We start from the raw sequence: 21,361 nt of genomic DNA on the forward strand, positions 1-21,361 counted from the left end.
GGTCCACTCGCCGACCGCAAGGGTCGTGCGGGCAATTGGGGCGCCCATGGCTCTTGCTACTTGTAGAACCCGTTACTACCGTCACCGCAACTCCGCACAGCTGATGGGCCGTCAGAGATCCGTCGGCGTGTCCAGTCGGTACGAGTGGTGGGAGCCGCCCATGCCCTGTCCCGCGCTGCCCGAGGGGTTCGACTTCACCGATCCGGATCTGCTGCACCGCCGCGTGCCCCTGCCGGAGTTCGCCGAGCTGCGCCGGGCCGAACCGGTCTGCTGGGTGCCGCAGCCCGCGGGCCTGGCCGGCTTCCAGGACGAGGGCTACTGGGCCGTCACCCGGCACGCCGACGTCAAGTACGTCTCCACGCACCCCGAGTTGTTCTCGTCGACCCTCAACACGGCGATCATCCGCTTCAACGAGCACATCCAGCGCGAGGCCATCGACGCGCAACGGCTGATCCTGCTCAACATGGACCCGCCCGAGCACACCCGGGTCCGGCAGATCGTGCAGCGCGGTTTCACGCCCCGGGCGATCCGGGCGCTGGAGGAGCGGCTGCGGGCCCGGGCCCACGCCATCGTCGAGCACGCCGCCGCGCAGGACGGGCCGTTCGACTTCGTCACCCAGGTCGCCTGTGAACTGCCCCTGCAGGCCATCGCCGAGCTCATCGGCGTGCCGCAGGAGGACCGGGACAAGATCTTCGACTGGTCCAACAAGATGATCGCGTACGACGACCCCGAGTACGCCCTCACCGAGGAGGTCGGCGCCGAGTCGGCCACGGAGATCATCGCCTACGCGATGAACATGGCGGCCGACCGCAAGCAGTGCCCCGCCCACGACATCGTCACGCAGCTGGTCGCGGCGGAGGACGAGGGCAACCTCAGCTCCGACGAGTTCGGCTTCTTCGTGCTGATGCTCGCCGTCGCGGGCAACGAGACCACCCGCAACGCCATCACGCACGGCATGCACGCCTTCCTCACCCACCCCGGCCAGTGGGAGCTGTACAAGCAGGAGCGCCCGGCGACGGCGGCGGAGGAGATCGTCCGCTGGGCGACCCCGGTGGCCGCCTTCCAGCGCACCGCCACCCGGGACACGGAACTGGGCGGCAAGCGGATCCGCGAGGGCGACCGGCTGGGTCTGTTCTACGCCTCCGCCAACCACGACCCCGAGGTCTTCGACGACCCGGACACCTTCGACATCACCCGCGACCCCAACCCGCACCTCGGCTTCGGCGGGGGCGGACCCCACTACTGCCTCGGCAAGTCCCTGGCCGTGCTGGAGATCGACCTCATCTTCACCGCGATCGCCGACGCGATGCCCGGGCTGACCCTGGTCGGGGACCCGCGGCGGCTGCGCTCGGCGTGGATCAACGGGGTGAAGGAGCTGCCGGTCAGCGCGGGCTGACCGCCGCTCCGGGCATGGGCGAAGGCGACGGCCCCGGGGATCAGGGGGCCGCCGCCTTCGGTCAGGGGGGTGGGTCCGGCTCGGTGCCAGTGGTCGGCCGGTTCAGTGCCAGTGGCCGGCCGGCTCAGTACCAGTGGTTGGTCTGCCAGAACTCCCAGGCGCCGCAGGCACTGCCGTAGCGGTCCTTCATGTAGTCCAGGCCCCACTCGATCTGCGTGGCCGCGTTGGTCTTCCAGTCGGACCCGGCCGAGGCCATCTTGGAGCCCGGCAGGGCCTGGACCAGGCCGTAGGCGCCGCTGGAGGCGTTCTGCGCGTTCACGTCCCAGTGGCTCTCCTGCTCGACGATCTTCGAGAAGCACTGGTACTGCGCGTCGTCGCCGATCATCTTCTGCGCGACCGCCTGCGCCGAGGAGGCTCCCGTGGGCGCGGCCTGGGCGGGCCCGGCGGCGATCAGGGTGCCGCAGGTGGCGGCGGCCAGGGCAGCGGCGGCGAGGGCCTTCTTCGGGGTGGCGGCGCGGCGGAGGACGGAAGCGGCGGGCACAGGCGACCTTTCGACGGTGGGCGGGGCGGTGCTCCACAGAAACAGGCCCGCCGGGATGCCCGCAATGAACCCTTTTACTAGGTATGGCCGCATGGGCGGGGCGCTCGGTTCCCCTGACCGGGCCTTGTGCCTACGGCCCCGCTTCGTACGTGACGCGGGTCATGTGGGGGGCTTCACTCCCCGGCTTCTCTTCGGGCCGGTCGAACGTGACCGGCGTCTCGAAGGCCGCCCGCCGTGTGGCCCGGCGCAGCGCCCGCAGGACCGCCGGGCCGAGGGTGAGGGTCAGGACGACCGTGACGAGCGCCCGGCCCAGGTCCCAGCCGAGCGAGGTCGCCAGGCAGTAGGCGACGAAACGGGCCAGGTTCGTGGCCACACCGGCGTGCGGGTCGAAGGCGACGTTCGAGGCGAGGGCGCTCATGAAGGGCCAGCCCGCCAGGTTCATCACCGTGCCGTAGGCGAAGGCCGCGAGGAAGCCGTACGCCGCGAGCAGCGCGAGCTCCGCCCGGCCACGCAGCCGGTCCGGGCCGGGCAGCAGTCCCGCGGCCATGGCGAACCAGCCCATCGCCAGCATCTGGAACGGCAGCCAGGGCCCCACTCCGCCCGTGAGCAGCGCGGAGGCGAACATCGTCACCGAGCCGAGGACGAAACCGAAGCCCGGCCCCAGCACCCGGCCACTCAGCACCATCAGGAAGAACATCGGCTCGATCCCGGCCGTCCCGGCGCCGATCGGCCGCAGGGCCGCGCCCGCCGCGGCCAGCACACCGAGCATCGCCACCGCCTTCGGGCCCAGCCCCGACTCCGAGATCGCCGCGCCCACGACCGCCACCAGCAGCACCAGCAGGCCCGCGAAGAGCCAGGGCGCGTCCTGCGCGTGCGCGCCGAGCCGCGAGTCCGGCGGCGCGAGGAACGGCCAGCCGAAGCCGGCCACCCCGACGGCACTGACCAGGACGAGGGCGGCGAGCGAGCGGGGGCCGAGGCGGACGGCCCGCGCCTGCCGCTGCGGGCTCACGCGGCGCCCTCGGGACCGAGGGCCGCGCGGACCTGGGAGACCGTGAGCCACTGCTGCGGGGCCAGGATCTTGGTGACCTGCGGGGCGAAGGACGGGGAGGAGACCACGACGTCCGCCGTCGGGCCGTCCGCGATCACCTCGCCCTCGGCGAGCAGCACCACCCGGTGCGCGAGCTCCGCCGCCAGTTCCACGTCGTGCGTGGCCAGCACGATGGCGTGGCCCGCGGAGGCCAGGCCGCGCACCACCGTGACCAGCCGGGCCTTCGCCGCGTAGTCCAGGCCCCGGGTCGGCTCGTCCAGCAGGAGCAGCGGGGGCCGGGCCGTCAGCACCACGGCCAGGGCCAGCGCGAGCCGCTGCCCCTCCGACAGGTCCCGCGGGTGGGTGTCGTCGGTGACGCCCGGGAGCAGCTCGGTGACCAGGGCCCGGCAGGTGCCGGGGGCCGCGCCCGCGTCCCGGTCGGCCGCCGCGCACTCGGCGGCGACGGTGTCGGCGTAGAGCAGGTCGCGGGGTTCCTGCGGGACCAGGCCGACCTTGCGGACGAGGTCCTTCGGGGCGGTGCGGTGCGGGACGGCTTCGCCGAGGAGGACCGTTCCCGAGCTGGGGGTGACCAGGCCGACCAGGGAGTTGAGCAGGGTGGACTTGCCGGCGCCGTTGCGGCCCATGAGGGCGATGGTCTCGCCGGGGGTGATGGTGAGGTCGACGTCGCGGAGGGCCCGGATGCGGGTGCGGGTGACCGAGAGGGCCTTGAGTGCGCCTACCGGGGTGGGGGGCGTGGAGCGTTCGCGGGTGCGGGTGGGCTGGGGCTGGTCGCGCAGTTCCCCGCGCCCCTGAGGGGCGTCGCTCTCCAGGCGGCGTCTGAGGTCTGCCGCCCTGCGCCTCGCGTCGCGGACCGTCATCGGGAGCGGGGTCCAGCCCGCCAGGCGGCCCAGGGCCACCACCGGTGGGTACACCGGCGAGACGGCCATCACCTCGGCCGGGGCGCCCACCACCGGGGCGGCGCCCGGGCCAGGCAGCAGGACGACCTGGTCGGCGTACTGGATGACCCGTTCCAGACGGTGCTCGGCCATGAGGACCGTCGTGCCGAGGTCGTGCACGAGCCGCTGGAGCACCGCCAGGACCTCCTCGGCCGCCGCCGGGTCCAGGGCGGAGGTCGGCTCGTCCAGGACCAGGACGTCCGGGTGCGGGGTGAGCACCGAGCCGATCGCGACCCGCTGCCGCTGGCCGCCGGAGAGCGTGGCGATCGGGCGGTGGCGCAGGTCCGCGAGGCCGAGCAGGTCGAGCGTCTCCTCGACGCGGCGGCGCATCACGTCCGGGGCGAGGCCCAGCGACTCCATGCCGTAGGCGAGTTCGTCCTCGACGGTGTCGGTGACGAAGTGCGCGAGCGGGTCCTGGCCGACCGTGCCCACCACGTCGGCCAGTTCACGCGGCTTGTGGGTGCGGGTGTCGCGGCCGGCGACGGTGACCCGGCCGCGCAGCGTGCCGCCGGTGAAGTGCGGGACGAGACCGCTGACCGCGCCCAGGACGGTCGACTTGCCCACCCCGGACGGGCCCGCCAGCAGGACGAGTTCACCCTCGGGGACCTCGAAGTCGACGCCCCGGACGGTCGGTTCGGCGGCCCCGTCGTAGGTGACGGACACGTCCTCGAAGCGGATCACGACGGCTCCTTGGGATCGGGGGCGACGAACGCGGGCAGCAGGCCGAGGAGGACGGCCGCCGCCGGCCAGAGGGGAAGAACCGGCGCGACGAGCGGCACCACGCCCGGATGCAGGGCGGCGGGATCGCGCACGGAGGCGAGCGTGAGCAGGGCCGCGACCGCCACGCCCGAGGCGACGACCAGCCAGGCGCGCACGTCCCAGCGGTCCGGGCGGTAGCGGGTGCGCAGGGAACGGCGGCCGCCGAGCCTCAGGCCCGCGAGGGCGGCGGCGACACCGGCCAGCAGCACGGGCAGGCCGTAGGTGCCGCCCTCGGCCGTGAGCAGCCCGTACGTTCCCGCGCACACACCGAGCAGACCGCCGAGGGTGAGGGCGGCGGTGGTGCGGCGTACTGCGGCGGGCACCCGGGCGGTACGGCCGTAGCCGCGGGCGTCCATCGCCGCGGCGAGGGAGACCGAACGCTCCAGGGCGCCCTCCAGCACCGGCAGGCCCACCTGCAGCAGGCCCCGCACGCCCTTGTCGGGACGGCCGCGCAGACGGCGGGCGGCGCGCAGGCGCTGGACGTCGGCGATGAGGTGGGGGGCGAAGGTGAGGGCCACGACGACCGCGACGCCCACCTCGTAGAGCGCGCCCGGGAGGGACTTCAGCAGGCGGGAGGGGTTGGCGAGGGCGTTCGCGGCGCCCACGCAGATCAACAGCGTGGCCAGTTTCAGACCGTCGTACAGCGCGAAGGTCACGGCCTCCGCGGTGACCTCGCCGCCGAGGCGGATGCCCTGCGCCCAGGCGGGCAGCGCGACCTCGGGGAGGGTGAACAGGGTGTGCGTGCCCGGGATGGGGGAGCCGAGGAGCACCGCGAACAGAAGACGGATCAGCAGCACCGCCAGGCCGAGCTTCACGAAGGCGCCGTAGGAGCGGGACCAGGGGGTGTCCGGGCGGCGGGTGGCCACGACGTACGCGGAGACGGCGACGAGCAGGGCGAGCAGGAGGGGGTTGGTGGTGCGGGTGGCCGCGGTGCCCAGGGAGAGGGCCCACAGCCACCACGCGCCGGGGTGGAGCGGCCTACCCACGTCGGCGTACCTGCCAGATCGCCGCTCCGCCCAGGAGGACGACCAGACCGAGGCCCGCCACCAGACCGAGCGACGGGCCGCCGTCCGGCCGGTCCTGCCGCTCCGCCGCCGGCTTCCGCTCCTTCTGCGCGACCTGCTCGCCGCAGCCTTGCTCCGGGTAGCCCGAGATCGCGCACAGCAGGGCGTTGGTGTCGTAGCGCAGCGGCTTGGCCACGGCGGCGAGGGCGTCGGCGGTCGTCGCGTCGGGGGAGACCCGGGCGCAGGCCGTACGGGCCGGGGGCGGCGTCTCGCCCTCGGGGGCGTCCGCCGGGGTGCCGAAGTCCAGGACCAGGGCGACGCGTTTGGTGCCCTCCTTCGCCGGTGTCCGCGCGCAGATCGTCTCGAACGCGGCCCGGCCGCGCGGGCGGGCCGCGTCCGAGGAGTCCTCGCTCACCGCGAAGCGCAGGCCCTGGACGTCGCCGTCCGCGGGGCGGGCCGTGGACGGGCCCTGGGTGGCGTAGACCCAGCGGTCGCCGTCGCGCTCCCAGAACGACCAGTAGCGGTAACCGGCGGCCTGGGCCGCCTGGCCCGCGCCCGCGACCAGCAGGAGCGAGGCCAGGAGGAGCAGAACGGCCCGGCGGATCACGGCTGCTGCTTCCGGCGGCCGGTGAACAGGAACCCGATGCCGATGCCCGCGACGAGGCAGACCCCGACGTACCACCACACGCCGAACACCGAGTCGGAGTCCTTCTTCTCGTCCTTGGCGTCCTTCCCGTCCGCGTCGGATGCCGCGGCGGCCTGCGGGGCCGGGCCCGTCTCGTTGAGCTGCTTCACCAGGTCGGCGCCGCCGAAGTCGCGCGGGTCCGTGCCCGTCGCGTGGGCGGCGAGGATCAGCTGGGCGTAGGCGGCGGGGCCGCTCTGCGCCGCCCAGGCCGCGGAGTTCTTCTCCAGCCACCGCACGGACTTCTCCGCCTGCCCGGTCTCGCCCCGCGCGGCCAGCGCCACGACCGCGTCCGCGGTGTTGCCGAAGTCGGGCTGTGGCTCGGCACCGGCCAGGGCCGACATCAGGTGGTCGTCGTCCTTGCCGAGGGCGGAGGTGAGGTACGCGGCCCCGTTCGCCGCCGCCTGCTCCGGCGTGCGCGGCTCGGCGCAGCTCGCGCCGGACTTCTTCGTGCCGGCCTTCACCACCATGCCCTGGCCCAGGGCGCCGAGGACACCGGCCGCCGTGGCGTCCGCGTTGGCGGTCAGTCCGCCCTTCTTGTCCGGCTGGAACGCGAACGCCCCGGCGCCGTCCCCGTCGCAGGGCAGGGCGAGCTTCAGCAGCGCGTCGTAGGGCGACTTGCCGCCCTTCTCCACCTGGTCCGGCTTCTCGCCCGCGGCGGCGAGCGCGCCGACGACGACCGACGTGGAGTTGGTGTCGCTGGCGCCGCCGGGCGCGTAGCCCCAGCCGCCGTCCTCGTTCTGGACCGACTTCAGCCAGGCGACGGCCTTGCCGGTGACCCCGTCGTGCCCGCCGAGCGCGGCCAGGGCCTGCACGGCGGCGGAGGTGGCGTTGGTGTCGAGCGGCGTCTGGGCGTCGCAGGCGGCGGTGGGGTCGGGGCGGTAGGAGGCGAAGCCGCCGTCGGCGCACTGCTGGCGCACCAGCCACTCGACGGACTGCGCGGCCGGCCGCACACCGGCCGTGTCCTGCGCGAGCAACGCGAGCGACTGGCGCCAGACACCGTCGTACTTCGGATCCGAGTCGCCGTACAGGGCGGAGGGGAACGCCTGGGACGGCGAGGGGGACGGGTCGGCGGCGGCCGGGGTGGCGGCGCCGATCACGGCGACGGCGGCCAGGACCGCGGCGCTGCGGCGGACGTTCATGATCGGCGGGTGCCTCTCCCTGTGGGGGAGCCGGGCAGCGCGGGACACCCCGGCGGCTCGGCTCCGTATACCTCGACGGTGCCGTGCGCCGGCGGGCTGCCGGGCACGTGAGCCGGTCACGAACCGTACGCGGCGATCCGGCTCGCCGCCGTGGGCGGCTTACGGTTGCGGGTCAGCGCCGGAATTGCACCGGCTTCCCCCCGTACGGTGTGATGACGACCCGCTCACTGTACCCGCCCGTAGGGAACCGCCCGAGGGCGGCGGGTGCGGCCGGGATGCCGGTAAGTGAACTCCGGTGAACCGCAGCGGAGTTGATCCGCTGAGCGGCCTGGACCGGCTAACGTGGGGCCTCCCGACCACACACAGGAGCGTCCATGACCGACCAGGCGGAGAACGCGGAGAACTCCGAGCAGGAGCCGTTCGACAAGATCGACACCTCGGTGCCGCACTCGGCCCGGATCTGGAACTACTGGCTCGGCGGCAAGGACAACTACGAGGTCGACCGGGTCGCCGGTGACGCGTTCCGCGAGATCTTCCCCGGCATCGAGACCGGAGCCCGCGCCGCCCGCTACTTCCTCGCCCGCGCCGTCCGCCACCTCGCCGCCGAGGAGGGCATCCGGCAGTTCCTGGACATCGGCACCGGCCTGCCCAACGTGGACAACACCCACCAGATCGCCCAGCGCGTGGCCCCGGAGAGCCGGATCGTCTACGTCGACAACGACCCGCTGGTCCTCGCCCACGCCCGCGCGCTGCTCACCAGCACCCCGGAAGGCGTCACCAACTACGTCGACGCCGACCTGCGCCGGCCGGACACGATCATCCGGGAGGCCGGCAAGACCCTGGACTTCGACCGGCCCGTCGCGCTGATGCTCATGGGCATCCTGGGGCACATCGAGGACCACGACGAGGCCCGCTCCATCGTGCGGCAGCTCGTGGACGCCCTGCCCTCCGGCAGCTTCCTCGTGAGCTACGACTCCACCGACACCAGCGAGGACTACGTCCGGGCCATCAGCCAGTACAACGAGGGCGGCTCGATCCCCTACATCCTGCGCAGCCCGGAGCAGATCGCCCGCCACTTCGACGGGCTCGACCTGCTCGAACCCGGCGTGACGTCCTGCTCCCGCTGGCGCCCCGACGCGGCGGCCCTGGGCCTGCCCGCCGAGGTGCACCAGTACGGCGGAGTGGCCCGCAAGGCCTGAGTCAGGTCTCCTGCAGTACGCGGTGCAGGATGGTCGGAGTCTCGTCCGGTGACTCGGCTTCGACCACCAGCCGGTTCATCGCGTCCCAGTGGCGCTCGATGTCCGCGGGCCGGTCCGGGTACAGGGCGGTGGTCAGCTTCTCCAGGCAGACGATGTCCGGCAGCTGCCCGCCGGGCAGGCGCAGGATGGTCACCGGGCCGCCCTCCGCCGCGTGCCCGCCGGAGGAGAACGGCAGGATCTGCAGCGTGACCTGCGGCAGTCGGCAGACCTCGATGAGCTGCCTGAGCTGGGCGCGCATCACCCGGATCCCGCCCACCGGGCGGCGCAGCGCCGCCTCGTCGAGCACGGCCCACAGCCGGGTGGGCGGCTGCCGGTACAGGATCCGCCGGCGGGTCATCCGCAGCGCGACCCGGCGCTCGATCTCCGCCGGACCGGCGTCGGGGTGGGCGACCCGCAGGGAGGCGCGGGCGTAGTCGGGGGTCTGCAGCAGGCCGGGCACGCGCTGGACCTGGTAGCAGCGGACCAGGCTCGCCGCCTGCTCGGCCCCGAGGTACGTCTGCATCCAGGTGGGCACGACATCGCTGTAGTAGCGCCACCAGGGCGGGGTGTTGGCCTGCTCCGCGAGGGCCAGCAGCGTGGCGCGCTCGGCCTCCTCGGTGACGCCGTAGAGGGTGAGCAGATCGGCGACGTCCCGCAGTTTGAAGCCGTGCCGCCCGGCCTCCATGCGGCTGATCTTGGACGAGGAGGAGCGGATGACGTCCCCCGCGTCCGCGCGGCCGATGCCCCGCTCCTCACGCAGCCGGCGCAGCCGGGCGCCGAGCACCAGCCGCGGCACCATGGGCCCGGCCGACCGGGCGTCCAGGGCCCCGCTGCCGGTCGTGACGGATGCGGCCTCTTCGGTGCCCATGGGCATCTCTCCCGGTGCGAGCGTTGCGTCCGACCATCCTAGGGGGCGCAGCACACCACCAAATGCCTTGTGGTGACGGACAGTTCACCGGATCCGACCTAGACCGCCACGTACCTGGCCGGGTCGCTGCCCGGCAGCGCCTCCGCGTGGCCCAGCTTCACCAGGCGGCGCAGATGGGCCTCGGCCTCCGAGACGGCGATGGTGCGGGAGCCGTGCGGGATCCGGCGCCAGGGGCGGTTCCACTCCATGCGCTCGGCGAGCTGCCAGGGCGTGAGGGGTTCGCGGAGCAGGGCCAGCAGGCCGGTGAGACGGCTCTGATGGTGGGCGAGCAACTCCCGTACCCGGTCGACGGCGTGGGGGAAGGCGTGCTGGTGGGCCGGGAGGACCTCCGCGGGGGCCAGGCGGCCGACGCGTTCGAGGGAGTCCAGATAGTCCCCGAGGGGGTCCGTCACGGTCGTGTCGTCCGGGTCCTCGTAGAGGCCGATGTGCGGGCTGATCCCGGGGAGCAGGTGATCGCCGGAGAACAGGCGCCCGCGGCCCGGGAGGTGCGCCGGGTGGTCCTCCTCCAGGTGGAGGCAGACGTGGCCCGGCGTGTGGCCCGGGGTCCAGATCGCGCGCAGGCGGCGGCCCGGGAGGTCCAGCAGCTCGCCGGGCGCGATGTCGCGGTCGGGCAGGGCGGGGGAGAGGCCGGGCAGGGCGCGGGGCCGGGCCGCGCGCAGCGGGGCGAGGTGCTCCTCGGGTGCCCCGGCGGCGGCGAGCTTGTCCGTCATGTACGCGAGCCAGCGCTCGGGAGCGGCCTCCCGGGTGCGCCGGACGACCGCGGTGTCCGCCGCGTGCATCGCGATCCACGCGCCCGACGCCTCCCGGACCCGGCCGGACAGGCCGTGGTGGTCCGGGTGGTGGTGGGTGACGACCACGCCGTGGATCTCGCCGACCGAGGTGCCGCAGGCGGTCAGGCCCCGCACGAGCGTGTCCCAGGCGCCGGGGTCGTCCCAGCCGGTGTCGATCAGCACCGGCCCGCGGTCGGTGTCGACGACGTACACCAGCGTGTGGCCCAGCGGGTTGTCCGGGATGGGGACCCGGAGGGAGCGGACCCCTCCGCCGTGCTCGAACGCCTCGGTCATCTGCCCTCCGCTCCCCGGCCATTGCTCACTATAACTGGAACTGGTATCAGTTCTGAAACACCGTCAGAAACGAGGGCAGTGGCCATGGCCGAGCTCGTGGAACACGGACAGCTGTTCATCGGCGGGGAGTGGACCGACCCGCTGGGCCGGGACGTCATCGAGGTGATCTCGCCGCACACGGAGGAGGCCATCGGGCGCGTCCCGCACGCCTCGACGGCCGACGTGGACCGTGCCGTGGCGGCGGCGCGGCGGGCGTTCGACGAGGGGCCCTGGCCGCGGCTGAGCCTCGACGAGCGCATCGAGGTCGTCGGCAGGATCAAGGACGGCATCGCCGCCCGGCACGACGAGATCGCCCGGGTGATCTCGGCGCAGAACGGCTCGCCGTACTCCTGGAGCGTCCTCGCCCAGGCCCTCGGCGCGGTCATGGTGTGGGACGCGGCGATCACCGTGGCCCGCGGCTTCACCCACGAGGAGCGGCGCGACGGCGTCCTCGGCCGGATCCTGGTGCGGCGCGAGCCGGTCGGGGTCGTCGCGGCCGTCGTCCCCTGGAACGTCCCGCAGTTCACCGCCGCCGCCAAGCTCGCCCCCGCCCTGCTCGCCGGCTGCACGGCCGTCCTCAAGCCCTCGCCCGAGTCGCCGCTCGACGCGTACCTGCTCGGCGAGATCGCCCGCGAGGCCGGGCTGCCGGAGGGCGTGCTGTCGATCCTGCCCGCCGACCGGGAGGTGAGCGAGTACCTGGTCGGGCACCCGGACATCGACAAGGTGTCCTTCACCGGCTCGGTCGCGGCCGGCCGGCGCGTGATGGAGGTCGCGGCCCGCAACCTCACGCGCGTGACCCTCGAACTGGGCGGCAAGTCGGCGGCCGTCGTGCTGCCCGACGCGGACGTCGGGACGGCCGTCGCGGGCATCGCCCCCGCGGCCTGGATGAACAACGGCCAGGCCTGCGTCGCCCAGACCCGTGTCCTCCTGCCGCGCGCCCGCTACGACGAGTTCGCCGACGCCCTGGCCGCCGCGGCCGGTGCCCTCACGGTCGGCGACCCGCTGGACCCGGCGACCGAGGTGGGCCCGCTGGTGGCGAAGCGGCAGCAGCGGCGCGCCCTCGACTACATCCGCATCGGCCAGGAGGAGGGCGCCAAGATCCTCACCGGCGGCGGCCGCCCGCCCGGCCTGGAGCGCGGCTGGTACGTCGAACCCACCCTCTTCGGCGACGTCGACAACTCCATGCGCATCGCCCGCGAGGAGATCTTCGGCCCGGTGATCTGCCTGCTGCCCTACGACGACGAGTCCGACGCCGTGCGGATCGCCGACGACTCCGACTACGGGCTCAGCGGCAGTGTCTGGACGGCGGACGTCGAGCACGGCCTCGACATCGCCCGCCGGGTCCGCACGGGCACCTACTCCGTCAACACCTTCAGCCTGGACATGCTCGGCCCCTTCGGCGGCTACAAGAACTCCGGGCTGGGACGGGAGTTCGGGCCCGAGGGGTACGGCGAGTACCTGGAGCACAAGATGATCCACCTGCCGGCGGACGCGTGACGATGGGCGACCGCTGGCACGTCGAGGTCGACCGCTCCCTGTGCATCGGCTCCGCCCAGTGCGTCCACCACGCGCCCGGCGCCTTCCGCCTGGACACCGCCCGCCAGTCCCACCCGGTGGCCCCGGACGCGGACGCCGGCGAACAGGTGCTTCAGGCGGCCGAGAGCTGCCCGGTGGAGGCCATCACGATCGCGCTGGACAGCGGGGAGCCGGTGTTCCCGCCGGAGGAGTAGGTCACGGGTGGGCGTCCGGGTCCGTCAGACCGATCAGCCGGCAGACCGTCTCGATGTCGATCTTGACCTGGGCGATGGAGGCACGGCCCGACAGCCAGGTGATCAGGGCCGAGTGCCAGGTGTGCTCGATGACCCGGACCGCCGACAACTGCTCCGGGGTCGGGTCCTCCTGGCCCATCGCGTCCAGGATGATCGCCGTGGTCTGCCGGGAGACCTGGTCGACCTCCGGGCTCACGCTGCGGTCGGCGAAGGTCAGCGCGCGGACCATCGCGTCGGCCAGGTGCGGCTCGCGCTGCAGGGCCCGGAAGGCCCGCATCAGCGTCTCGGCGACCCGCTCGGCCGCCGTGGCGCCCTGCGGCGGCTTCTTGCGGAGCGTGCCGTGCATGTGCTCCAGCTGGTCCTGCATCGTCGCGACCAGCAGATGGATCTTGGAGGGGAAGTAGCGGTACAGCGTGCCGAGCGCCACCTGCGAGGACTCCGCGACCTCGCGCATCTGCACGGCGTCGAAACCGCCCCGGCTGGCCAGCTGCGCGCTCGCGTGCAGGATGCGGCGACGACGGGCCTCCTGCCGCTCCGTCAGCGGTGCGGAGGCTGCGGCTCCGGCTTCCACCTTGGCCGGCTTGGCCACCTTGTTCACGTCGGCGTTCACCTGGGCTTCCGCGGGCATGGTCCGGTCCCGTTCCGTGACCGTCCGTGAGGACGAGTGATCAGACAGCATGGCACGGCACCGGCCGTGGCGTGAATCACCTGATCCACTGGTCACAGCGCCCTTACCTGCCGGTAGATTCGGAGCCTCCGAACGATCAAGTCTGAAACTTGTTCTAGATTAGCGTCCCGGCGTAATCTCGCGGGACAGAGCAGGGAGAAGGGGGCCCAGAGTGACCGCTGAGGCCAGGGAGGCCGGGGCTCCGGAGGACCCCGCTGCCGACGGCTTGCGACCGCTCGACATCGCGCTCCTGACCTACAAAGGGAACCCGTTCTGTGGCGGTCAGGGCGTCTACGTCCGGCACCTCTCCCGTGAACTGGCCCGCCTCGGCCACCGCGTCGAGGTCATCGGCGCCCAGCCGTACCCCGTCCTCGACGAGGGCTACGACGGCCTGAGCCTCACCGAGCTGCCCAGCCTCGACCTGTACCGCCAGCCCGACCCCTTCCGCACGCCCGGGCGCGACGAGTACCGCGACTGGATCGACGCGCTGGAAGTGGCCACGATGTGGACCGGCGGCTTCCCCGAGCCCCTGACGTTCTCGCTGCGCGCCCGCCGCCACCTGCGTGCCCGCCGCGGCGAGTTCGACGTCGTCCACGACAACCAGACCCTCGGTTACGGCCTGCTGGGTGACGTCGGCGCACCGCTGGTGACGACCATCCACCACCCCATCACCGTGGACCGGCAGTTGGAGCTGGACGCGGCGGAAGGCCGGCAGCGCCGCTGGTCGGTGCGGCGCTGGTACGCCTTCACGCGCATGCAGAAGCGGGTCGCGCGGCGGCTGCCGTCCGTGCTCACCGTCTCCGGCACGTCCCGCCAGGAGATCGTCGACCACCTCGGCGTCCGGCAGGACCGGATCCACGTCGTCCACATCGGCGCCGACACCGACCTGTTCTCGCCCGACCCCTCGGTGCCGGTGGTGCCCGGGCGCATCGTGACGACGTCCAGCGCGGACGTGCCGCTGAAGGGCCTGGTGTACCTGGTCGAGGCGCTGGCCAAGGTGCGGGCCGAACACCCCGGGGCGCACCTCGTCGTGGTCGGCAAGCGCCCGGCGGAGGGCCCGGTCGCCCAGGCGGTGGAACGCTACGGGCTGGAAGGCGCCGTGGAGTTCGTCAAGGGCATCTCCGACGCGGAACTCGTCGACCTGGTGCGCTCGGCGCAGGTCGCGTGCGTGCCCTCCCTCTACGAGGGCTTCTCCCTGCCGGCCGCGGAGGCCATGGCGACGGGGACGCCGCTGCTCGCGACGACCGGGGGAGCGATCCCCGAGGTCGCCGGGCGGGACGGCGAGACCTGCCTCGCGGTGCCGCCCGGGGACTCCGAGGCCCTGGCCGCCGGGCTGAGCCGCCTGCTGGGCGACCCGGACCTGCGCGCCCGGCTCGGCGCGGCCGGCCGCGTACGGGTACTGCGCCACTTCACCTGGGCCCGGGCTGCGGAGGGCACGGTCGCCCGCTACCGCGAGGCGATCGACCGGGCCGCGGCCCGGACGCAGGGCCGCACGACCCCGGACCGGGGCCCCGCCCCCGCCCCTCGGACGGTGTCACCGGGCACCGGCTCCCCGGCCGCCGGACCCGCGGCGTCCTCGGCCGGTGCCGTCCCCACCGCGGCCGCGACCGGGGCCGCTTCCCCCTCCTCCGCGTCCCCGGCGGGTGCCGTTCCCCCGGCCCCCGCCGATGCAACAGGCGTCAACTCCGAAAGCAGGGCCACGTGCTGACCGTCGACTTCTCCCGGTTCCCGCTCGCCCCGGGCGACCGCGTCCTGGACCTCGGCTGCGGTGCCGGACGGCACGCGTTCGAGTGCTACCGGCGCGGCGCTCAGGTCGTCGCGCTGGACCGGAACGCCGACGAGATCCGCGAGGTCGCGAAGTGGTTCGCGGCGATGAAGGAGGCGGGGGAGGCGCCCGCGGGGGCCACGGCCACCGCCATGGAGGGCGACGCGCTCGCCCTGCCCTTCCCCGACGAGTCCTTCGACGTCGTCATCATCTCCGAGGTGATGGAGCACATCCCCGACGACAAGGGCGTCCTCGCCGAGATGGTGCGGGTGCTGAAGCCCGGCGGACGCATCGCCGTCACCGTGCCGCGCTACGGCCCCGAGAAGGTCTGCTGGGCCCTGTCCGACGCCTACCACGAGGTCGAGGGCGGCCACATCCGCATCTACAAGGCCGACGAACTGCTCGAGCGGATCCGCGAGGCGGGCCTCGAACCGTACGGCACCCACCACGCCCACGCGCTGCACTCGCCCTACTGGTGGCTGAAGTGCGCGTTCGGCGTCGACAACGACAAGGCCCTGCCGGTGCGGGCGTACCACAAGCTGCTGGTCTGGGACATCATGAAGAAGCCCCTGGCCACCCGGGTCGCCGAGCAGGCGCTCAACCCGCTCATCGGCAAGAGCTTCGTGGCGTACGCGACCAAGCCGCACCTGCCGCGTCCGGCCGGTACCGGGGCGGACGCCCAGTGACCACTCCCCGGACGGAACACCTGGTCCTGCCCGGGGTCCTCACCGCCGGGCAGGCCGCCGAGACCGTCGCCGGCCTCCTCGCCGTGCAGCGCGAGGACGGCGCGATCCCCTGGTTCCGGGGGCACCACCTCGACCCGTGGGACCACGTCGAGGCCGCGATGGCCCTGGACGCGGCCGGTGAGCACGAGGCCGCCGAGCGGGCCTACCTGTGGCTGGCCCGGCACCAGAACGAGGACGGCTCCTGGTACGCGGCCTACGCCGACGGGGACTTCGCCGACGTCACCGACCGCGGCCGCGAGACCAACTTCGTCGCCTACACAGCCGTCGGCGTCTGGCACCACTACCTGTCCACCGGCGACGACACGTTCCTGGAGCGGATGTGGCCGACGGTGTACGCGGCCGTGGAGTTCGTGCTCCGGCTGCAGCAGCCCGGCGGGCAGATCGGCTGGCGGCGCGACGACGACGGCACACAGACCGCCGACGCCCTGCTGACCGGCTCCTCCTCGATCCACCACGCGCTGCGCTGCGCCCTGGCCATCGCCGAGCAGCGGGAGGAGCCGCAGCCCGACTGGGAACTGGCGGCCGGCGCGCTGCGGCACGCGATACGGCACCACCCCGAGCGGTTCCTGGACAAGAACCGGTACTCGATGGACTGGTACTACCCGGTGCTGGGCGGCGCGCTGACCGGGGTGGAGGCCAAGGCCCGGATCGAGCAGGACTGGGAGCGGTTCGTCGTCCCGGGGCTGGGCGTGCGCTGCGTGGTGCCCAACCCGTGGGTGACGGGCGGCGAGTCCGCCGAACTCGCCCTGGCCCTCTGGGCGATGGGGGAGTCCGACCGGGCGCTTGAGGTGCTCCAGTCGATTCAGCACCTGCGCGACCCGGACAGCGGGCTCTACTGGACCGGGTACGTCTTCGACGACGACGCGATCTGGCCGCGTGAGCTCACCACCTGGACGGCCGGGTCACTGCTGCTCGCCGTCGCCGCGCTGGGAGGCCACGAGGCGACGTGCCAGGTGTTCGGCGGTGCCGAGTTGCCTTCGGGGCTCGAGTCGGACTGCTGCGCCTAGGAGCTCGGACGTCCGCCCGGGGCGCGGGTTGCGCGTGGCTTGTCGCGCGGCTCCCCCGCGCCCCGGGGGCGTCAGTGCCGGTGTGCTCGATTGGCGATCGCGTGGCCGACGAACAGGTAGACCACCGCCGCCAGGCCGTAGCCGCAGACCACTCGCGCCCAGGCCTCGTCGAACGTGAACAGGTCGTGCGACCAGCCGGCCAGCCAGCGGGCCGCGTCGTGGATGAACTGGACGAAGTCGTTCGCCCGGTTCGCGTCGAGCAGATACATCAGGATCCACAGGCCCAGGATGAGGGCCATGATGTCGGCTACGACCGCGATGATCGTGCCGGCTTGACTCGCGCCGTTGCGATATCGAGGGGACATACCTTCCGGATTGCCGCCGAACTCCGGATGAAACCACGGCATTCGCTCAGGAGTTCAACTCGGCGAGCACCCGCAGCGTCTCCCGGTCCGGGGACAGCACCAGCAGGTCCGTCACCGGCCCCTTGCGCCACGACTCCAGCCGCTCGGCGATGCGTTCGCGCGGGCCGACCAGGGAGATCTCGTCGGCGAAGGCGTCCGGGACCGCCCGGACGGCCTCCTCGCGGCGGCCCTCGGCGAACAGCCGCTGGATCCTGCGGGCCTCCTCCTCGTACCCCATGCGGGCCATCAGGTCGGCGTGGAAGTTCCGGGACGCGTGGCCCATCCCGCCGATGTAGAAGCCGAGCATCGCCTTGACCGGCAGCAGCCCCTCGGCGACGTCGGAGCAGACCCGGGCCTGTGCCATCGGAGCGACCAGGAAGCCCTCGGGGAGTGCGGCCACGGCCGGGCCGTACACCTCGGGCCGGGTCGGCGCCCAGTACAGCGGCAGCCAGCCGTCGGCGATCCGGACCGTCTGCGCGACGTTCTTCGGCCCCTCCGCCCCGAGCAGGATCGGCAGATCGGCGCGCAGCGGGTGCGTGATGGGCTTGAGGGGCCTGCCGAGGCCGGTGGCGTCCGGGCCCCGGTAGGGGTGCGCGTGGAAGCGGCCGGGCAGTTCGACGGGGGCCTCGCGGCGCAGCGCCTGCCGCAGGACGGCGACGTACTCGCGGGTGGCGGTGAGCGGCGAGGCGGGGAACGGGCGGCCGTACCAGCCCTCCACCACCTGCGGGCCGGACAGTCCGAGGCCCAGCAGCAGGCGGCCGCCGCAGAGGTGGTCCAGGGTCAGGGCGTGCATCGCGGTCGTCGTCGGCGGGCGGGCCGCCATCTGCGCGACCGCCGTGCCGAGGCGGATCCGGGAGGTGTGCGCGGCGATCCAGGCGAGCGGCGTGAAGGCGTCCGAGCCCCAGGACTCCGCCGTCCAGACGGAGTCGTAGCCGAGTCGCTCCGCCTCCCGCGCGAGGGGCACATGGCCGGGGGAGGGGCCGCGGCCCCAGTAGCCGAGCGCGAGTCCGAGCCGCATGCCTGCCTCCTGACGGTGTGTCAGCCGACGGGGCGACGACTGTACGGCAACGGCCCCCCGCCCGGAAGGGCGAGGGGCCGTGCGCGAGACGGCGGGCTCAGCCGCGCTGGATGCCCGAGGTGTCCTGCAGGACACCTCGGCGGCCGTCCTGCGTCTGGGCGACCAGGGCCGCGCCGCGCTGCTCGACGGCCAGGTACCAGGTGCCCGGCGCCAGTTCGGCGATGGGCGTCGGGGAGCCGTCCTCCGCGAACAGCGGACGCGGCACCGGCACGGCGAACCAGAACGGGGAGAAGTCCCCGGCCGGCGGCTGCGGGGCCTGGGCCTGCTGCGGCTGGGGCTGGCCACCGAAGGGCTGCCCGGGCTGCGGCTGGCCGTAGCCACCGGGCTGCTGGGCGCCCGGGTAGCCGTAACCGCCCTGCGGCTGGCCGCCGTAGGGCTGCGGAGCGGCGGGGCGCGGAGCCGGGACGAGGGCGCCCTTGAGGGCGGGGACCAGGGGGGTGGCGAGGGCCGCGGCGGCGAGTAGCAGGGCAGCGATCAGGCCGAGGATGAGACCCGAACCGGCGCCGACTTCCGCGCCAGCCAGATTGTCACTGAATGCGCCCAGTGGGTCGATGATGGTCCAGAGTGAGGTCCACGCGGCGAACAGCGCAAGGGCAACGCCGAGCTGGCCGAGGTCGAGTCCGATGACCTTGCGCTCCGGAAGAGCGCGGGAAAGGACGATCAGGGCCGCGCCGATGATGCCGCCGACGTACATGCTCATCACCAAGCCGAGGTTGTCCCAGGCGTTAGGGATGTCGCTGCCGGAGCTGTCGTACGTGTCGAGGAACGACGCGATCAACAGCAACACCGCTGCTCCGATCACCACGCCGTCGCCCCGAGTGAGGGAGCGGATATTCACTTCAGGTCCTTCGTAGGTCGTCTCGTCGTCGGTAGAGGCGTCGCTGTCACCATGTCGCCGTCCGGACGCGGTGTGAAGCGCGGGGGTGGCCCCTCATCGTAGGAGGACCCTATCGTCCGCCCCATCAGGGTGTCCGCCGGGATCTGCCGGTCCGCACCTACCCGCGCAGGAAACTCACGATTCCCTCAGAGATCCCTTGCGCCGCCTTCTGTCGCCAGGCGCCGCTGGTGAGCAACGCCGCGTCCTTGCTATCGCGCATGTTGCCGCACTCGATGAACACCTTGGGAACCGTTGACAGATTGAGACCGCCCAGGTCCTTACGCGTGACGAGGCCGGTGCCGTCGCCGATGTAGTTGGAGGGCGCGCTGCCCGTCACGGCCACGAAGCGGCCCGCCACGCGCTCGCCGAGGTCCCGGGACGGGGCGACGATCGCCCGGGTGTCCGCGGCGCCCGCCCGGACCGAACCGGGCAGGATGACGTGGAAGCCGCGGTTGCCGGCGCCCGAGCCGTCCGCGTGGACCGACACCACCGCGTCGGCCTTCGCCTCGTTGCCGATCCGGGCCCGCTCGTCCACGCACGGGCCGAACGGCCGGTCGGCGTCCTGCGTCAGCTTCACCGTGGCGCCCTGCTCCTCCAGCAGCGCGCGCATCCGGTGCGCCACGTCCAGGGTGAACTTCGCCTCGGTGTACCCGTCGTTGGTGGAGGTGCCGGTGGTGTCGCACTCCTTGCGGTTCGTGCCGATGTCCACCTGGCGGTTGATCTCGCCGGTGTGCCGGAAGTTGCCCGGGTTGTGCCCCGGGTCGATGACGACGACCTTGCCCTTGAGCGGGCCGGAGGCGGCGGGCGCGGAGCTGCGGGAGCCCGTGGGTGCCGGTGAGGTTTCCGGGCGCTTGCCGTCCTCGGTGGGGGAGACGGGCGCGGCGCTCGCGGACGCCCGCGCGCTCGCCCCGCCCGTACCGCCGCCGTCCCCCGAGCCGCCGGCCGTCTCGTAGACCAGCCAGCCGAGCAGCGCCCCCGGCACCAGCGCGGCGAGCGCCACGGTCATGAGGCCGCGACGAGAGCGGCGGGGCTGGGGCGGTTCGAAGTCCGGGCCTGCGTACGACACGCCTGCCACCCTAGCGGCCGTCACGGGGCCCGGCGGCCCGCGGCGCCCCGACGGGTGGCCCGGCCGCCCGTCAGGTCGCGGTCCCGCCTGTCTCGCCGTGGCGTACCGCCTCCTTCACCCGGGCCTCCACCTCCTGGCGCGGGGTCTGCTCCTGCTTGGCGTACGCCGTCACCGCCGCCTGGACGTCCCGGGCGAGGTCGCGCCAGGCGCGCCAGGCGGTCTCCCACGTGGTGGTCTGCTGGTCGCTCCACTTGGTCTGGGTGGGCGGACCGTACGCGTCCTGCAGATGACGCACGCGGGCGTACGCCTCGTCCGCCGCGCGCTGCTTCTCCACGAGCTCTGCGAAGGTGTGTGCCACGCGCCCGGATCCTTGGGCAGCGGCACGCGCCCGCCCACGCGCCACGCCGCCCGTGGGCCGACCGGGCGCGGGCGGACGGGGCGCAGTTCACCCGCCCAGCCGTCCCCTCAGACGCCCGGGCCCGTGCGCCGCAGCACCCGCAGCGAGTCCGTCGCCGAGACCTCCGTGAAGGCGCCCGAGGCGAGCGCCCGGAGGTAGACGCGGTACGGGGCCTGGCCGGTGAACTCGTCCTGCGGGTCCGGGAAGACGTCGTGGATGAGGAGCAGCCCGCCCTCGGCGACGTGCGGGGCCCAGCCCTCGTAGTCGGCCGTGGCGTGCTCGTCGGTGTGACCGCCGTCGATGAAGACGAAGCCGAGCGGTGTGCCCCAGAACGCGGCGATCTGCGGGGAGCGGCCGACCAGGGCCACCACGTGGTCCTCCAGCCCGGCCCGGTACAGGGTGCGGCGGAACGTCGGCAGCGTGTCCATCACCCCGAGCTCGGGGTCGACCGTCCCCGGGTCGTGGTACTCCCAGCCGGGCTGCTGCTCCTCGCTGCCGCGGTGGTGGTCCACGGTCAGCGCGCTCACCCCGGCCTCGCGGGCCGCGTCGGCCAGCAGGACCGTGGAGCGCCCGCAGTACGTGCCGACCTCCAGCAGCGGCAGCCCCAGCCGCCCGGCCTCCAGGGCCGCCGCGTACACGGCCAGCCCCTCGTGCACGGGCATGAATCCCTTCGCCGCCTCGAACGCGGCCAGGATCTCGGGCTTCGGGGCCGCGGGCATGGGGTTCCTCTCGGTCGTACGACACTCCGGGCGCCCATGCTGCCGTACCCCCTGCCGGGGGACGACAGGGGGTACGGGCGGCGGCGGGTA

General features: G+C 73.5%; 22 protein-coding genes and 1 riboswitch. Of the genes, 7 read left to right on the plus strand and 15 right to left on the minus strand.

What is annotated here, in order from left to right; genetic code table 11:
* Positions 1-160: 160 nt before the first annotated feature.
* Entirely contained in the window at positions 161-1,396 is a 1,236-nt protein-coding gene (locus CHR28_RS32355) for a cytochrome P450 (protein WP_094057280.1), read from the plus strand.
* A gap of 124 nt (positions 1,397-1,520) precedes the next feature.
* Here CHR28_RS32355 and CHR28_RS32360 read toward each other — a convergent pair whose 3' ends face one another.
* From CHR28_RS32360 to CHR28_RS32385, 6 genes are all read right to left on the minus strand, one after another.
* Positions 1,521-1,937: a transglycosylase SLT domain-containing protein gene (locus CHR28_RS32360; RefSeq protein WP_179272628.1), complete on the minus strand. Its 417-nt coding sequence runs from the start codon at positions 1,935-1,937 to the stop codon at positions 1,521-1,523.
* Positions 1,938-2,067: 130 nt separating this feature from the next.
* Positions 2,068-2,946: an ECF transporter S component gene (locus CHR28_RS32365; RefSeq protein WP_094057282.1), complete on the minus strand. Its 879-nt coding sequence runs from the start codon at positions 2,944-2,946 to the stop codon at positions 2,068-2,070.
* Positions 2,943-4,601 carry an ABC transporter ATP-binding protein gene (locus CHR28_RS32370; protein WP_094057283.1) on the minus strand — a complete coding sequence of 553 codons (1,659 nt, stop codon included), beginning with the start codon at positions 4,599-4,601 and terminating at the stop codon, positions 2,943-2,945. The genes CHR28_RS32365 and CHR28_RS32370 overlap by 4 nt, the downstream gene beginning before the upstream one ends.
* Complete coding sequence (locus CHR28_RS32375; protein WP_094057284.1) at positions 4,598-5,665, minus strand: CbiQ family ECF transporter T component; 1,068 nt, start codon at positions 5,663-5,665, stop codon at positions 4,598-4,600. Before CHR28_RS32375 ends, CHR28_RS32370 begins: the two co-directional genes overlap by 4 nt.
* The gene (locus CHR28_RS32380) at positions 5,658-6,290 is read right to left on the minus strand and encodes an SCO2322 family protein (RefSeq protein WP_094057285.1); all 633 of its coding nucleotides are present in this window, start codon (positions 6,288-6,290) and stop codon (positions 5,658-5,660) included. Before CHR28_RS32380 ends, CHR28_RS32375 begins: the two co-directional genes overlap by 8 nt.
* A complete protein-coding gene (locus CHR28_RS32385; protein ID WP_094057286.1) occupies positions 6,287-7,507 on the minus strand; it encodes a prenyltransferase/squalene oxidase repeat-containing protein in 1,221 nt (406 codons plus the stop codon). Before CHR28_RS32385 ends, CHR28_RS32380 begins: the two co-directional genes overlap by 4 nt.
* Before the next feature lie 111 nt (positions 7,508-7,618).
* Positions 7,619-7,743: riboswitch (cobalamin riboswitch) on the minus strand.
* Between the two features lie 138 nt (positions 7,744-7,881).
* Here CHR28_RS32385 and CHR28_RS32390 point away from each other — a divergent pair.
* Positions 7,882-8,706: an SAM-dependent methyltransferase gene (locus CHR28_RS32390; RefSeq protein WP_094057287.1), complete on the plus strand. Its 825-nt coding sequence runs from the start codon at positions 7,882-7,884 to the stop codon at positions 8,704-8,706.
* Between the two features lies 1 nt (position 8,707).
* On the opposite strand, the gene CHR28_RS32395 is transcribed toward CHR28_RS32390, so the two are convergent.
* On the minus strand, positions 8,708-9,613 hold the full coding sequence (locus tag CHR28_RS32395; RefSeq protein ID WP_094057288.1) for a DUF5753 domain-containing protein: 906 nt from the start codon (positions 9,611-9,613) through the stop codon (positions 8,708-8,710).
* A gap of 98 nt (positions 9,614-9,711) precedes the next feature.
* The gene (locus CHR28_RS32400) at positions 9,712-10,737 is read right to left on the minus strand and encodes an MBL fold metallo-hydrolase (protein WP_094057289.1); all 1,026 of its coding nucleotides are present in this window, start codon (positions 10,735-10,737) and stop codon (positions 9,712-9,714) included.
* Positions 10,738-10,821: 84 nt separating this feature from the next.
* Between CHR28_RS32400 and CHR28_RS32405 the strand changes: the two genes are divergently transcribed.
* Together CHR28_RS32405 and CHR28_RS32410 are read left to right on the plus strand one after the other, a co-directional pair.
* On the plus strand, positions 10,822-12,273 hold the full coding sequence (locus tag CHR28_RS32405; protein ID WP_094057290.1) for an aldehyde dehydrogenase: 1,452 nt from the start codon (positions 10,822-10,824) through the stop codon (positions 12,271-12,273).
* A 2-nt stretch (positions 12,274-12,275) separates the two neighbouring features.
* Positions 12,276-12,506 (plus strand): ferredoxin, encoded by a 231-nt coding sequence (locus CHR28_RS32410; protein ID WP_094057291.1) that lies wholly within the window; start codon positions 12,276-12,278, stop codon positions 12,504-12,506.
* 1 nt (position 12,507) lies between these two features.
* On the opposite strand, the gene CHR28_RS32415 is transcribed toward CHR28_RS32410, so the two are convergent.
* A complete protein-coding gene (locus tag CHR28_RS32415) occupies positions 12,508-13,173 on the minus strand; it encodes a TetR family transcriptional regulator (RefSeq protein WP_094057292.1) in 666 nt (221 codons plus the stop codon).
* Between the two features lie 211 nt (positions 13,174-13,384).
* Here CHR28_RS32415 and CHR28_RS32420 point away from each other — a divergent pair, with 211 nt between their 5' ends.
* The 3 genes from CHR28_RS32420 to CHR28_RS32430 are packed head-to-tail and all read left to right on the plus strand — an operon-like array spanning position 13,385 to position 16,730.
* Positions 13,385-14,920 (plus strand): glycosyltransferase family 4 protein, encoded by a 1,536-nt coding sequence (locus CHR28_RS32420; protein ID WP_094057293.1) that lies wholly within the window; start codon positions 13,385-13,387, stop codon positions 14,918-14,920.
* Positions 14,914-15,663, plus strand: coding sequence for a class I SAM-dependent methyltransferase (locus tag CHR28_RS32425; RefSeq protein ID WP_094057294.1), 750 nt, complete (start codon positions 14,914-14,916; stop codon positions 15,661-15,663). The genes CHR28_RS32420 and CHR28_RS32425 overlap by 7 nt, the downstream gene beginning before the upstream one ends.
* Complete coding sequence (locus CHR28_RS32430; RefSeq protein ID WP_094057295.1) at positions 15,660-16,730, plus strand: prenyltransferase; 1,071 nt, start codon at positions 15,660-15,662, stop codon at positions 16,728-16,730. The genes CHR28_RS32425 and CHR28_RS32430 overlap by 4 nt, the downstream gene beginning before the upstream one ends.
* 71 nt (positions 16,731-16,801) lie before the next feature.
* Here CHR28_RS32430 and CHR28_RS32435 read toward each other — a convergent pair whose 3' ends face one another.
* The 6 genes from CHR28_RS32435 to CHR28_RS32460 form a co-directional block, all read right to left on the minus strand.
* Entirely contained in the window at positions 16,802-17,095 is a 294-nt protein-coding gene (locus tag CHR28_RS32435; RefSeq protein WP_094057296.1) for a hypothetical protein, read from the minus strand.
* A gap of 46 nt (positions 17,096-17,141) precedes the next feature.
* On the minus strand, positions 17,142-18,152 hold the full coding sequence (locus CHR28_RS32440; RefSeq protein WP_094057297.1) for an LLM class F420-dependent oxidoreductase: 1,011 nt from the start codon (positions 18,150-18,152) through the stop codon (positions 17,142-17,144).
* A 97-nt stretch (positions 18,153-18,249) separates the two neighbouring features.
* The gene (locus tag CHR28_RS32445) at positions 18,250-19,050 is read right to left on the minus strand and encodes a DUF5336 domain-containing protein (protein ID WP_094057298.1); all 801 of its coding nucleotides are present in this window, start codon (positions 19,048-19,050) and stop codon (positions 18,250-18,252) included.
* A 157-nt stretch (positions 19,051-19,207) separates the two neighbouring features.
* The gene (locus CHR28_RS32450) at positions 19,208-20,155 is read right to left on the minus strand and encodes an N-acetylmuramoyl-L-alanine amidase (protein WP_094057299.1); all 948 of its coding nucleotides are present in this window, start codon (positions 20,153-20,155) and stop codon (positions 19,208-19,210) included.
* A gap of 70 nt (positions 20,156-20,225) precedes the next feature.
* Positions 20,226-20,513: a hypothetical protein gene (locus CHR28_RS32455; protein ID WP_094057300.1), complete on the minus strand. Its 288-nt coding sequence runs from the start codon at positions 20,511-20,513 to the stop codon at positions 20,226-20,228.
* A gap of 107 nt (positions 20,514-20,620) precedes the next feature.
* Entirely contained in the window at positions 20,621-21,271 is a 651-nt protein-coding gene (locus tag CHR28_RS32460) for a class I SAM-dependent methyltransferase (RefSeq protein ID WP_094057301.1), read from the minus strand.
* Between the last annotated feature and the right edge of the window lie 90 nt (positions 21,272-21,361).

The organism is Streptomyces sp. XY006 (assembly GCF_002237655.1).
Taxonomy (GTDB): domain Bacteria; phylum Actinomycetota; class Actinomycetes; order Streptomycetales; family Streptomycetaceae; genus Streptomyces; species Streptomyces levis.